Origin of the sequence: Buttiauxella gaviniae ATCC 51604, from assembly GCF_001654835.1 — a bacterium.
GTDB lineage: Bacteria > Pseudomonadota > Gammaproteobacteria > Enterobacterales > Enterobacteriaceae > Buttiauxella > Buttiauxella gaviniae.
Genome location: NZ_LXEP01000044.1, coordinates 1 through 13,780, shown reverse-complemented (window position 1 = coordinate 13,780; position 13,780 = coordinate 1). Strand labels below are relative to the sequence as shown.

Below are 13,780 nucleotides of genomic sequence, written 5' to 3'. Positions count from 1 at the left end.
ATTCAAACACAACGTCTGCTCCTCGCTCATAGCTGTCTGTCATGTCTGCTTAAGAAACGCCCTTAACGTAGGATATTTAATGAGATGCTCACTCCCTCCTCTCCGGTACTACTATGCTGAGGATAGGCTTTCATTCGGAGAACTATCATGGAAAATATTGCGCTCATTGGTATCGATCTGGTTAAAAACTCTTTCCATATTCATTGCCAGGATCGTCGCGGGAAGGCGGTTTACTGTAAAAAAATTATCCGGCCAAAGTTAATCGAATTTTTGGCGACATGCCCCCCTACAACCATCGCAATGGAAGCCTGCGGAGGCTCTCACTTTATGGCACGCAAGTTGGAAGAGTTGGGGAATTTTCCAAAGCTGAAATCACCACAATTGGTCCGTCCATTCGTTAAAAGTAACAAAAACGACTTTGTCGACGCCGAAGCTATTTGTGAAGCTGCATCGCGTCCGTCTATGCGTTTTGTGCAACCCAGAACGGAATCTCAGCAGGCAATGCGGGCTGTGCATCGTGTCCGTGAACCCCTGGTTCAGGATAAGGTAAAAACAACCAATCAGATGCATGCTTTTCTGTTGGGATTTGGCATCAGCGTTCCACGAGAATCAGCATTTTTAGCCGACTGGGTACCATTCTTGAGGACAGTAGGTTGCCACTTTATCTCAGCCAGTTATTGCTGAAATTACAACAGCATTATAATTATCTTGTTGAGCAGATTAAACAAACCAATAAATCAAAGCCATAATAATCACTATGGAAGATATGATAACCATACTCCCTGAAAACTCGCCTAATGAATTTAAATAACCATTATTATGTTCATTTAGTTTATTAATGGCTTCTTTTTCATTTTCAGCCTCTACTTCAACAAAATGCCTTCTGAAACCTTGTTGTTTCATCTCCTGAGCAACTGAATGTGTAACAGACATTTTTGGGATTGCTTTTGAGATTACTTTTGATTCATCATTTTTTATAAAAACAATATATTTCACCATCATCATCTCCATAAAGGCATTAATTTATACCTCTTTGCTTTGTCAAAGCATCAATAATTCTTACCGCCTGACTGCGATCCGGTACTGCTTCCACCACTAACTAATTAAATTCTCTGATATCTGGCATATAATCTCTCTCGATGAATGTGTACAAAAAGTACGTTCAAAACTATTGCATACACATAAACCATGGAAAAGGTAAATTTATATGTATTTTTGGACGTATCTAATAAGCTTTTTATTTTGACATTATCTTCATATAATAGAGAAACATCACGTTTTGATATTGATTTTTATTATAACCAGAATGGTTTTACACTCTATGTAAATACAGATAGAGAAATAAACACATGAACACTGGCGTTTATAAAGGGGAACATAAATCCCAACGAGCGGAGGTAATGTCGCTCACTTCTCCCGGCTGTATATCCACTTATTGCGTTGAGCCAAGCGTTTCTCACCTCCATCCTACAAGCCGCACACGTGCCTGGTGTCAGGCAGGTACTGAATTTAAACAAGCCGTTTGGCCATTTATCTACGAGTAGAACGTTATCCAAGAACATCGGAAAATACTGGAACTGAAGTATAAGAACAATTACCCGAGCATACGCTTTAGCTCGATAACCGGCCCCTTTCTTGTATTTCCGCCCCAGTCTTTCATTTGTTTTCCTGAAATATTCCCACAGGGTTCAGGGACGTCCGTTATATCCATCCCAGTATGTGGTAATAGCAGTGTCGAGAACTATCTGGCTTTGTTTTGCTGGCTCATCTGCCTCAAATGTTTGCCCCAGAATTGTCGTTTTTTCGGAGCTCGTTATTACTCCTGGGCATTTAAAATTCTCCGCCCTCTGACGTGCCTGAGCAAGCGTCAGTCCATCGGAGTGGTCTTTTTTCCCCTGGTCATAGAACTGCTGCAACAGGGGCTTCATGACCTTGATGCTGTCCGCAGTTTGTAGTCGGGAATTGGGATCAAAATGAATTTTGGCCACGCGACTGACAGCATGACGGGCATTTTTGTCTACACTAGTTTGCTGACTGCTGCAGGCATTTAACAACAATGACGTAATGATGACAGGCAAAAGCTGTTTTAATAAGCGCATGTTATTTCCAATAGTTATAAACATAACCACATAATAAGTATGGATTACCAAAGAAGTAAATGACGCCGATAAATTTTTTATTGTGTATATAGAGACATATCCTATCAGGCTGAAAAGTACATTTATGGACAACCGTTTTCCCGGAAATGGCGTACAGCCATAATCATCACGGTCTTATCCTCAAGGGCATGACATGAGACGTTATGGAAATATAATAATGCTGATAGGGTTATAAGCGTTGCCACTGATAAAGCAAAACAACCCTGGAAGTAATCTATAACCTACATTATTTTTATCTATTTCACTGGAACATCTCCTACCTGAAATTACATTTTTCGCCAGTTTAGAATACTCATTTTTACAGGCCTTTCAGGAGGAGGATTAATCCTGTCCGGGGTTAGGCTTCTAGAATATCTAAATGTCTCATTTTGCACCTTCGCTCCTTTCAGATTTTACTGTCGGGCTTTATCGATGGCGGCTTTCAGTTGTTCGACCGTGGCTGTGCCGGGAAACACCGTGATGTTTTTCGGCGTGGCCTGTCTGACCGGCATCACGATAAGACCCGGTGTCCCGGTCAGACCCAGCGTGCGGGCCAGTTCATCATTTCGCGCAATTGCGGCCATCTGATCGCCCTCCGGGAACGGTTTTTTACCCAAAGCTGCCCGGGTAGCCTGAGAAATATCATCCAGCGTAAGCGCCCCTTCGATATTCCCGATATGGTAAATACCGTTGCGATACCTTACCGTCTGGGACGTATTGCGATGGATATCAGAAAAACTGTGGAACAACTGGCTGCTTCAGATATTCGCGTTCATTGCCTAGCCCTGGGCGGGGTGGATCTGACCAGCCCGACAGGAAAATGACCATGCAGGTCCTCTCTGCTGTGACGGAATTTGAAAGAGATTTGCAGCTTGAGCGTACGCACTCTGGTATCACGCGAGCAAAAGCAGCCGGAAAACGGTTTGGGTGTCCTTCAGTACTGAATGATGAACAGCAAATTACGGTAATTGCACGGATTAACACTGGGATCAATATCAGCGCCATTGCGCGGGAATTTAATACCACCCGGAAACCATACTCCCGTATTGAAGACATGTTTCCACAGGTAAACCGTAGATTTTGATCGCTTAATAAATGATTTTCATTATCATTGCGTTTTCGCATTCGAAATTCACTCAGTTAAAGAGTAATGTTAAATGAAAAAGGTCATCTGCGCGTTAGGAATGGTGCTCACTTCGGTTAGTTCAGCTTTGGCGACGACGTATCCTCTAACGATTGAAAATTGTGGATATAAAGAGACGTTTACCAAAGCCCCTGAGCACGTCGTCGCTCTGGGTCAAAACACCGTCGAAATCCTGCTGCTATTAGGGTTGCAGGATAAGATAGCTGCCAGTGCGTTTTGGCCGACTAAAGTTCTTCCGCAACTCGCTCAACAGAATGCAAAAATAAAACTACTGACGGTTGAGATACCGACGCTTGAATCCATCCTTGCTCAAAACCCTGATTTTGTTCCCGCACAACTGCCTTTGCTGCTCGGCCCAGAAAGTAAAGTCGCCAAGCGCGAAGATCTCGCCACCGTTGGCGTAAATAGCTATATGTCACCTGGTATGTGCGCAACCAAAAAAGATATTGGCGATATGTACGGTAGCCGCCAAAAACTGTGGGACATGACATTCCTTTATAAAGAGATTGATGACTTCGCGAAAATCTTCAATGTCGAAGATCGCGGCCAGGCGTTAATTACCGATTTTAAAAAACGCGAAGCAGATCTTCGCCAGACGTTCGGAAAAAACAAAAAAGACCTTTCGTTTGTGTTCTGGTTCTCAAGCTCTTCCCCCTCCTCTGACGCCTATGTCGGCGGCAAGAACAGCGCTTCTGGTTTTATCGCGAATGTGTTGGGCGGCCATAACGCCATCACCTCAGAAACAGAGTGGCCTACGGTCGGTTGGGAAAGCATCATTGCCGCGAATCCCGATGTGATTGTTGTTTCAAGCCTTGACCGAAATCGTTGGGCACTTGATAACGCGGAAGAAAAGATTAAATTCCTCAATGCCGATCCTGCTGTTAGTCAATTAGATGCGGTGAAAAAAGGTCACATAGTCGTGATGGACGGCCAGGCGATGAACCCAACTATTCGCACAATCTATGGTGCTGAACAAGTTGGCGAACAGCTCAAAAGTCTGGGACTCAATAAATGACCGCAGTGGCACAGCCGATGAAACAGACGTTTCTGCTAGGAGCGTCGAGTATTTTTTCAGTGGTGTTGTTATTCCTGGTGATCGCAATTGGCGTCAGCGTGGGTGAGCTTTCTATCCCGCTGCGAACCGTGTTCTACGCCATTAGCAATAAACTCGGACTGACAGAGGTGCCTCTGAGCCGCATTCACGAAAGTGTGATTTGGGATTTTCGCCTGAGCCGTGCGCTTGTTGCGGCCTGCTGCGGTGCCGGGTTGGCTATCTGCGGTGCGGTACTGCAAAGTTTGCTGAAGAATGCGCTGGCAGAACCTTATGTGCTCGGCGTTTCTGCGGGCGCTTCAACTGGCGCGGTTTCCGTGGTCGTATTGGGCATAGGAACCGGTGCGGTGTCGCTATCTGCCGGAGCATTTGCGGGGGCATTTGCCGCCTTTGTTTTTGTTGCTTTTTTGACCAATGGCGCGCGCGGCGGCAATGAACGCACCATTCTGGCGGGTGTTGCTGCGTCACAGCTCTTCAACGCTATTACCGCTTATACCATCAGCACATCCGCGAGCGCCCAACAGGCGCGCGACGTAATGTTCTGGTTATTGGGCAGTTTCAGCGGCGTGAGATGGCCTGAGTTTCAACTTGTTCTGGTCGTCGTGTTGGTAGGGCTTGCAGTGTGCCTTTACTATTCTCGTGCGTTGGATGCTTTTACTTTTGGTGATGATGCGGCCGCCTCTTTGGGCATCGCCGTTCCCTGGGTTCGCTTAATCCTGTTCACCATCACGGCATTGATCACTGCCACTATCGTCAGCATGGCCGGTTCCATCGGCTTTGTGGGGTTGGTCGTTCCGCATGTCATGCGCTTCTTCTTTGGGCCGATGCATCGCAAGTTGCTTATCACCAGCGCATTGGCTGGCGCCATTTTGATGGTGCTGGCCGATATAGCCTCGCGCTTATTAATCGCCCCGCAAAGTCTTCCGGTCGGCGTGGTCACCGCACTGGTTGGCGTACCGTTCTTTGCCGTTATTATCTACCGCTCAAGGAATAAATGATGAGTATCGCCGCTGAAAATATTACCTGGAGGGTGGGTCAAAAAACCATCGTCAACAACGTCTCGTTGAGCGTTGCGAACGGAGAAACAGTCGGTCTACTGGGTCCTAACGGCTGCGGTAAATCATCACTGCTGCGTATCCTCGCAGGATTACGACACCCCAACTCAGGTGCTGTCACGCTGGATGGGCAAAACATCGCCCGGATTGCCAAAAAACAGTTGGCACGGCGGGTCGCATTTGTGGAGCAGCACGGTATGACCGAGGCAAATATGCGCGTTGTCGACGTGGTCAAGCTGGGGCGTATTCCCCATCACTCTCCGTTCTCTAACTGGAGCACGCAAGATGACGATACTGTCACCGCCGCGCTCCAGCGCGTGGATATGCTTAGCAAAAGCGAACAGGGGTGGCAGAGTTTATCGGGCGGTGAGCGCCAGCGTGTTCACATTGCACGAGCTCTCGCACAATCGCCGACGGAGATCCTCCTTGATGAGCCCACCAACCATCTGGATATTCATCATCAGATACAGTTGATGAAACTCGTCAGCGAACTGCCAGTGACCAGCATTGTGGCTATTCATGACCTCAACCACGCCTCCATGTTCTGCGACGCGTTGATTGTGATGCAAGAGGGGCAGATCGTCACCGCGGGTCGCCCGCACGAGATCCTCACAGAGTCACTGCTTTGGGATGTGTTCAGGGTAGAGACTAAGATTGAAATTTCTCCCTTCCACGGAAAAAAACATATCCACTACATCGCTTAAGACCAGGTCATTAGTATGCCTTTGCCAAATCTGCGGTCAGTCACTCAGCCCTGGCCGCCTGTGTTACTGGGCAGCCAGTTTGTTTTTAATATTGGTTTTTACGCGGTGGTACCGTTTCTGGCCATGTTTTTACGCGACGATATGATGCTGTCCGGCGGACTCATCGGGCTGATATTAGGTTTGCGAACGTTTTCGCAGCAAGGCATGTTTATTGTTGGCGGCGCTTTGTCTGATCGCTACGGCGCACGTATCGTTATCCTCAGCGGCTGTATTGTCCGTGTGGCGGGCTATCTGCTACTGGCATTTGGGCAGTCACTCTATCCGATTATCATTGGCGCCTGTCTTACTGGCATCGGTGGTGCACTGTTTTCTCCATCAATCGAAGCTTTACTGGCAAAGGCTGGAACGCAAAGCGAATTAAGGGGGAAACGTAGCCGGGCGGAATGGTTTGCGTTGTTTGCGGTTTGTGGAGAGCTGGGGGCCGTACTTGGGCCAGTGGCGGGGGCATTGCTGACAGGGTTAGGTTTTCGTCAGGTTGTGCTGGCGGGTGCGGGTGTCTTCGTCGTCGCACTGGTGGTGTTGTTTTTCTCCCTCCCTCCTACGCATGACAGGAAACAGACACTACACATCCTTCCGTGGTGGACGACATTCCATAATCTACGGTTTGTCGCCTTTATTATTGCCTATGGCTCCTGGCTGTTAAGCTATAACCAGTTATATTTTGCGCTGCCGGTGGAAATCCAACGTGCCGGTGGTAGCGAGAAAGATCTTGGCCCGTTGTTTATGCTGGCATCGCTGCTGGTTATTATCCTACAACTACCACTGGCACGTTTGGCTCGCCGCATCGGTGCCGTGCGCATCCTGCCCGTGGGTTTTCTGCTTATTTCTGTCTCATTTCTTAGCGTCGCGCTGTTTGCCGCCACCCCTGCGCCAGAAAACGCACTACGGCTTTTGCCTTCGGTGTGTTTTGTTACGTTACTGACCTTGGGGCAAATGCTGCTGGTGCCTTCAGTGAAAGATTTGATTCCGTGGTTCGCTAACGAATCGACGCTGGGCGCACACTATGGCGCGCTTGCCTCCGCTGGGGGATGTGCGGTACTGGCGGGAAATTTCCTTCTGGGCAACCAACTTGACGACGCGTTGACTCCTTCCTATAAGGCCATTTTCCCGTGGCTACAATTGGCATTTTTTCCGTTCTGTAGCGCGATAGCAATGGTTGTGATTTGTCGGCCTATGCGAAAATAGACATAAAAAAACTGGCTTGTGACGGCCAGTTTTCCAGAATGAAAAGGTGTAGGGATGGTTTTTCTGCACTAATGACTTATCTCATCGTAACGCAATACCCACGCAGGATTTAAATGTAGAAAAATTGTAACGCCTTGAGAGAGAAGGCGTCCAAGGTATATGGTGGTTTTTCCAGATTTTTGCATTCGACAATTTCCATACTTCCTGTAGTTGTTAAGCTCGATTCAATAAATGCCGCGACTTGTTCGGTCCGCAGGTTGCTCAACCTATATTTCTGTTCAAATGTCATGATGTTTCACACGAGCACACCCCTCCAGAACTTCATGTTCCATGATGCTATCATTTGACTGAGAAGCTTCTTGGTCGTTTAGCTACTTATTTTTATTGTATTTAATAAGCTTTCTTACTCTATATCAGGCCATAAAAATCGGGCAGGAATCTTGGGGGGGCGATATCTACAACTTAAGCGACTCACCTGCATTCTGTGCGTAATTGCATGTGACTTGACTACCCGTTTGCTAATCACTTCACCATCGTCAACAAAATTTGCGCATAACTCCCTTCTTATGACGAGTTTTGGTCAGAACGGCTGCTGCGTGCCAACAGCGGACATAATGCGTTTAGAAAGCAGGCCAATCTGCCTGCAGGAATGCCAAGCTAAAGCATCATGATCATTTCATGCCGCCATGCTCTGACTCAGAAAGCTTGATATAGGCGTAGCCGAATTTCTTGTTGGGCCCAACATGATGCGAGGTGGATTGATTGCCTGCCTTTTTTTCTCATCGCGCTGATGAATTCGCGCATCATCAGACCGACATATCCCCTATAGATAATTCAGGGTTTCACGATAAAAAGTGATACAGCAGAACCATCGCATAGCTTGACAGCATTGTAACGGTAGTCACTAAAACGATCCTGCGAAGAACCTTGTCATTACATTTTGAAAAATTCATAACGAGTAGCCTGTTTGCTAATGTTCGATCATCATACATAAACTAGTTAACACTGTTAACTAGTTTATGTATGATTAGCCTCTATCATTCAATGCAGGCAAGATTTATGAAAAAAAATGAAGTACGACCGTTTCGTTCAGCATTACGTGAAATGGTCCGAGAGCTGGGTATGCTCAGTCGTAAAAGCAGCGGAACTGAATTATCTCCCCTTCAGAGCCATATTTTGATTGAACTGAATAGTAAACCTTCCGGTGCAACAGAATTGGCAACTAAGCTCTGCGTTGAGAAAGCGAGCATGAGTCGTACACTCCGCACCCTGATTGAAGCAGGATATTTACTGAGAGAATATGATGGTCAGGACGGCAGAGCTTCAACATTTCGGTTAAGCGATTCAGGAAAGCAACGGCTTTTATATTTGGAAGAAAATGCCGATAGGTTTACTGAGGAGGCTCTTGCCTCATCCTCAGACCAGGAGGTACAGGAATTCCTTAAAACTATCATGCAATTCTCCGGTAGCCTTCGAAACGCACGTCGTCAACGTGAAGCAGGAATGACCCTTCGGCCCATTGAGCCTAGAGATAATGCCGCTATAGCAGAGATCATACGCAACAGTTTTCGGGAGAATAAAATCGATCATCTGGAGGGTGTGAGCCTCCACGATCCCGAACTCGACCATTTAAGTGAGGCATACAATAAGCCTGAAGCAAGATACTGGGTTGTTGAGTCCATGGGAAAAATTGTTGGGGGGGGGGTATCGCTCCGCTGGCTGGTGAAGATGGCATTTGCGAAATGCAGAAGCTTTTTTTCAGCAGTGATGTAAAAGGAATGGGGATGGGCAGACGAATGATCTCCTTCATTATGACTCAGGCTGCTGCCATGGGTTATCAGTCCTGTTATCTCGAAACGCTTGACGAGCTGAAGGATGCCGTTCGTCTTTATGAAATTTTCGGCTTTCGTCATCTCGCCAAAAGACTAGGCGATACAGGCCATAATAGCTGCGGAATCTGCATGCTCAAAAAGCTATAACATGATAAAAGCCTAACTCATATTATGGATTTATCGGATAGCCGCACTTATTGCCCTTATCCGGTAAAATCCCTTTGTTTTATTCAATAATTCTGCATTTCTATAATTCCCATCCTTTATGATGTGGATATTTGGGACAAATGCCACGGTACAATTCACTGAATATGGCTTTTTGGTAACGCAACGAACTTAGCCAAATTTTCAACTGATAACAGTGGGCATGGTTGTTTTCTCAATGTCCATTCCTCGCTCATAGCTGACAGAGATCAACCTGTGGCTGATAAGTACCGAAGCGGACGTTGCTAACGCCACGGTGTTTTAATTGATTAAAAGCAGGTGTAACTAATACAAAAATAGTTGCAGACGCCGTTAGGTAGGATCGGGATATAAAGAAAGTTGTTTCTATCAATCCGTCATTTTTACTTCTGATGGGCGCAATTAGACGCGCCCCTTTTTTAAGCGATTATCATTGATAATTACTTAGATGCATCCCGCAGAGCTTGCTTGATAAAGGCGACGGAGCTCTCAAGAGCCTGCACCGCTTCTGGCTGCAGCGTGGAGAAGAAATGCCAGGCGTGGAACATACCCGGCCAGACTTCCAGATTTACGCGAACCCGGTTATCACCCAGATGAGTTGCGAGCCGCATCGCGTCGCTCAGCATCAGTTCATTCTCTCCAATCTGAACCAGCACCGGCGGCAGACCTGTCACATCGGCAAACACCGGTGATGCCATTGGGTGATTAGGTAAAGCATCGCCCAGGAAGGTACGTGCCAGGAAATCCAGACCGGCCTTGGTGTTCAGAGGATCAAGACCTTCCCGGTTGGTCATGGAGACGCCCGTGTGCTCAAGGTTGGCCCATGGGGAAATGGAAACACCGCCGGCTGGAAGTGGCAGGCCTTTATTACGTGCAGCTACCATAACGGTAACCACCATTGCTCCGCCCGCAGACTCGCCTGCCAGTACGATTTTGCTGGCGTCAAATCCCTGTTCAATTAACCACTCATACGCACGAACGGTATCGGTAACGGGCGTAGGGAAAGGATACTCCGGCGCCAGACGGTAATCCGGCATGTATACCCGTGCGCCCAGCATGCTGGCGTAGTTGCCACCAATACCGTGATAGCCCGACGATTCGCCGACAATGTAAGCCCCGCCGTGGATGTACATCACGATGGCATCTGTTTCAAGGTTGTCAGGAGTCACCAGCGTTCCCGGCACGCCCCCCATATCAACCTCAGTAAAGCTGACACCGGCAGGTGCGGGATTTTTAGCCAGCATCCGAGCGTAGGCGTCACGCACCTCACTCATAGGCGTTACGGTATCCTCACCCGTAAGGATTGGACCCAGACCGGCCAGACTTTCAGACCATTCTTTTACGGCTTGCTTAGTTTGTTGATTCAGCATTGTCATTCCTGTTTGCATTTGCGTTATAAGTGAACAGGAATCTATAATATATAAACATTTGGGGAATGTGCTTCCCATATTAGGGTACTTTATCGCCCGTATTGGATGAGATAAATAAAGCATGGAGATCAACAGCATTGGTGACATCGCCGCGTTCGTCGCGGCTGTAAAAGCCGGGAGTTACACCCACGCCGCGGGTTCTCTTGGGCTCACACGTTCTGCCATTGGCAAGAGTATTGTCAGGCTCGAAACGCGTATGGGGGTTCGTCTCCTTAACCGTACCACACGGAGTCTGAGTCTCACCGATGAAGGGAGGGTCATGTTCGATCGTTGCCGACAGATACTGGATGACCTGGAAGAGGTCGATGCCGCCATGGCCATGCGCAGGGGTAAGCCAACGGGGACTCTCCGGCTGAGTGCGCCGCTTTCTTTTGGGCAGCGCCATATCCTTCCCATTCTGGATGTTTATCTGAAAAAGTGGCCGGAACTTCGTGCGGAGGTGTCCTTTAGCGACAGGTTTGTTGATCTTATTGAAGAAGGCTTTGATATTGCCATTCGCATCGGTGAACCTCGCGATGACTCACGTATTCTTACCCGTACAATTGCTTCGCAGCACATTGTCACTTGTGCATCACCCGAGTATTTATCCTCACGGGGCGTTCCAGAAACACCCGCAGACTTAACCGGGCATGACACTATCTTTCTTCTGAGTGCAGAAAAGAGACGCAGCTGGCGGTTTGCGACCCCGGAAGGCACTTTTGTTTATGAAGGGCCTGGCAGGCTTAACCTCGACAGTTCTGAAGCCATGCGTGCATCGGCTATTTCTGGGTTCGGAATCGTCCACTTACCCACCTATTTGCTAGGCGAGGATTTGCGTAGTGGAAGATTGGTGCCTGTTCTTGAGGAATATCCTTTTCCTCCGGAACCTATTCGGGTGATTTATCCCAGCAAACGACACTTATCACCACGAATCCGCTCTTTTATTGACCTGCTTATTGAAAGCTGGGAGCAAGGATCACCTTGGGAATAAGGAATTTCCATCCATACATATCCCAAACGCTGCTGTTCGCGCCGGTGTAGTGAAAAATATGTATCTGGTTGATGTTGGTATGTCGCCGAGTTTTGAAGAAGCCTGAAATGCCTCCTGGTAGGTTTCGATATTTTCAGACAGCAATATAAAGAGAAGTTGGCCAAGACTCGAATTATCTAAATCTTAGAGAATATGCGTGGTTAAGTATCACAGCAGACCAGCGATGTAAAAATAGGTGCCGGAGTGAATATTGGGTAATTTTGGTTAATGGAGGTTGCTTGTTGAATGTTATTTTTTTGTCAACTGCAATGCACTTATCTTTATTGGCGTTAACATTTATAAATCACAGCCTCATTTTTAACATGCCATTGATCATAAAAAAAACAAAGATGTTTGCAATAGTAAGAATTTATTTCGAATTGTAAGTGCGCGGTAATTTCGCAATGTCTATATTTCCTGTTTCAGGTGAAAGAGTGTACTAAAATAAAGCTTTCGGTAAATTCATAGGTTGATAATATTAACCTGGATACCTCTCTTTATGTTTACCGAAAAAGGGATGTATTTCCTGTCAAATAAATAATTAGCATCCTATTCACTTTTGTATTTAACGCAAAACCAATACTCATCCCACCAAAAGGCAAAACTGTGCCCGACTCGAATCAAAATGTAGCCTCAACACCTGACCTTAATGCCATTGGTTCATGGACGAAAGACGATTACGCTTCCCTCTCTGCCAACTTTATCAGCCAGATGACAGTTCCACAGATTCAGCAGATGAAACACCCAGACTGGGTGACGGGCAAGGCGATTTCGGGGTTTACGGCTGAACATATTCCAGTACTGGCCGTTGATTTTTATAGCATCACCGGGGAATGGCTCAATAACCTCAATAGTACGGCGACAAAAGCAATCACGCCTGATCAAATGACGCGTTTGACCTTCTACAACCTTTGTAATCTTGATAAAGAACATTTAGGTCAGTTAACGGCTGCTCAGGTGGCGGGTATTAATGATAATTACCAGTGGTATTCTTCCGCCTGGCTGAACAATCTTACCACGGAAGCCTTCAGTGGCATTCCGATTAACAAGCTCAACCAGATAAAGTTAATTGATTTAGCTGCGCTGAATCGCGACCATATTGCGGTTATATCTGCGGAAAATCTTCACCAACTCAATGATGGCCACCTGTCGTCTTTATTGGCAAATCAAGTTTCTGCGATTACCGATCTGAGCATGTTGACGAGTAATCAGTTTAGCCTACTTAATATTTCTGAATTGCCCGCGTCATTTTTCGCGAATATGAACCCGGTGCAATATAACGGACTCACCGCACACCAAATTTCTACCTTAAGCATCGACCAGGTTAAGGTCATGAAACACGTTGACGAGGTTCAGGCTTCTTCAATGGTAGGTTTCACGGCTGAACAGATGGCGAGTATCCATACTGAAGAAGTCACATCAGCCAAGATAAATAAACTGAGTACTGCGGCATTGCTGGCGTTAACGCCAGATCAGATCGCTTTTATTGGTGACCTTAATAATCTCGATAATGCGCATCTGAAAGCACTAACTGCCGCTCAGGTTAATGCTGTCGAGGGTATCAGTACATTAAGTAGTGAACAGTTTGCTTTATTAAACTTATCGGGGATATCAGCTTCAGCGATCAGAGGATGGGCCGTAACTGAGTACGCTAATCTTACCGCTCATCAGATTTCCACCTTCACCCCTGAACAAATGAATGCATTGCAACATATTGACTGGATCCCCACTGCGGCAGCCAGTGGTTTTACCGCCGCTCAAATGTCCTCTTTTAGCAATGACATGCTTTCCCTGCTAACGGCGGATCAGGTTGCGGCTATAACGCATCTGAACGCATTAACTTCTCAGCAGTTTGGCAAGTTAGATATTTCCCTGCTTTCTGATGCCACTATTAGTGGTTTGAGCAAAACGGAATATGAAGGACTGACCGCTCAACAGATAGCGACCTTAACACCAGGTCAGATAAAGGCCATGCTGCATACCTCGTGG

At 46.9% G+C, this 13,780-nt stretch carries 12 protein-coding genes and 2 pseudogenes; 10 read left to right on the top strand and 4 right to left on the bottom strand.

The features are described from left to right. Window positions 1–147 precede the first annotated feature (147 nt). Window positions 148–728, top strand: a pseudogene (locus tag M977_RS21120) (IS110 family RNA-guided transposase); the annotation flags it as partial. On the opposite strand, the gene M977_RS21115 reads toward M977_RS21120, so the two are convergent. The 3 genes from M977_RS21115 to M977_RS25550 all read right to left on the bottom strand — a co-directional run bounded on the left by M977_RS21115 (window position 721) and on the right by M977_RS25550 (window position 2,887). Then, window positions 721–999 carry a hypothetical protein gene (locus M977_RS21115; RefSeq protein ID WP_064518714.1) on the bottom strand — a complete coding sequence of 93 codons (279 nt, stop codon included), beginning with the start codon at window positions 997–999 and terminating at the stop codon, window positions 721–723. The pseudogene M977_RS21120 and the gene M977_RS21115 overlap by 8 nt on opposite strands. A gap of 689 nt (window positions 1,000–1,688) precedes the next feature. Further along, window positions 1,689–2,099 (bottom strand): Exc2 family lipoprotein, encoded by a 411-nt coding sequence (locus tag M977_RS21110; protein ID WP_064518713.1) that lies wholly within the window; start codon window positions 2,097–2,099, stop codon window positions 1,689–1,691. A gap of 452 nt (window positions 2,100–2,551) precedes the next feature. Next, the gene (locus M977_RS25550; protein ID WP_167351111.1) at window positions 2,552–2,887 is read right to left on the bottom strand and encodes a thioredoxin domain-containing protein; all 336 of its coding nucleotides are present in this window, start codon (window positions 2,885–2,887) and stop codon (window positions 2,552–2,554) included. Between M977_RS25550 and M977_RS21105 the strand changes: the two are divergent. The 7 genes and pseudogenes from M977_RS21105 to M977_RS25885 all read left to right on the top strand — a co-directional run. Then, window positions 2,843–3,222: pseudogene (locus M977_RS21105) on the top strand (recombinase family protein); the annotation flags it as partial. The gene M977_RS25550 and the pseudogene M977_RS21105 overlap by 45 nt on opposite strands. 73 nt (window positions 3,223–3,295) lie before the next feature. Further along, on the top strand, window positions 3,296–4,297 hold the full coding sequence (gene eitA / locus M977_RS21100) for a siderophore ABC transporter substrate-binding protein EitA (RefSeq protein WP_064518712.1): 1,002 nt from the start codon (window positions 3,296–3,298) through the stop codon (window positions 4,295–4,297). A 17-nt stretch (window positions 4,298–4,314) separates the two neighbouring features. After that, complete coding sequence (locus M977_RS21095; protein ID WP_425339053.1) at window positions 4,315–5,331, top strand: FecCD family ABC transporter permease; 1,017 nt, start codon at window positions 4,315–4,317, stop codon at window positions 5,329–5,331. After that, on the top strand, window positions 5,331–6,092 hold the full coding sequence (gene eitC, locus M977_RS21090) for a siderophore ABC transporter ATP-binding protein EitC (protein ID WP_064518710.1): 762 nt from the start codon (window positions 5,331–5,333) through the stop codon (window positions 6,090–6,092). The genes M977_RS21095 and eitC overlap by 1 nt, the downstream gene beginning before the upstream one ends. A 15-nt stretch (window positions 6,093–6,107) precedes the next feature. Continuing rightward, window positions 6,108–7,337 carry an MDR family MFS transporter gene (locus M977_RS21085; RefSeq protein ID WP_064518709.1) on the top strand — a complete coding sequence of 410 codons (1,230 nt, stop codon included), beginning with the start codon at window positions 6,108–6,110 and terminating at the stop codon, window positions 7,335–7,337. 1,059 nt (window positions 7,338–8,396) lie between these two features. Continuing rightward, window positions 8,397–9,110 (top strand): MarR family transcriptional regulator, encoded by a 714-nt coding sequence (locus tag M977_RS21075; protein ID WP_245163525.1) that lies wholly within the window; start codon window positions 8,397–8,399, stop codon window positions 9,108–9,110. After that, on the top strand, window positions 9,080–9,316 hold the full coding sequence (locus tag M977_RS25885) for a GNAT family N-acetyltransferase (RefSeq protein ID WP_342446880.1): 237 nt from the start codon (window positions 9,080–9,082) through the stop codon (window positions 9,314–9,316). The genes M977_RS21075 and M977_RS25885 overlap by 31 nt, the downstream gene beginning before the upstream one ends. A 476-nt stretch (window positions 9,317–9,792) precedes the next feature. On the opposite strand, the gene M977_RS21070 is transcribed toward M977_RS25885, so the two are convergent. After that, entirely contained in the window at window positions 9,793–10,722 is a 930-nt protein-coding gene (locus M977_RS21070; RefSeq protein WP_064518707.1) for an alpha/beta hydrolase, read from the bottom strand. A gap of 121 nt (window positions 10,723–10,843) precedes the next feature. Between M977_RS21070 and M977_RS21065 the strand changes: the two genes are divergently transcribed. Then, on the top strand, window positions 10,844–11,752 hold the full coding sequence (locus M977_RS21065; protein WP_064518706.1) for a LysR family transcriptional regulator: 909 nt from the start codon (window positions 10,844–10,846) through the stop codon (window positions 11,750–11,752). Between the two features lie 645 nt (window positions 11,753–12,397). Next, window positions 12,398–13,780: hypothetical protein (locus tag M977_RS21060; protein WP_157092102.1), on the top strand; the 1,383-nt coding region annotated here is incomplete at its 3' end.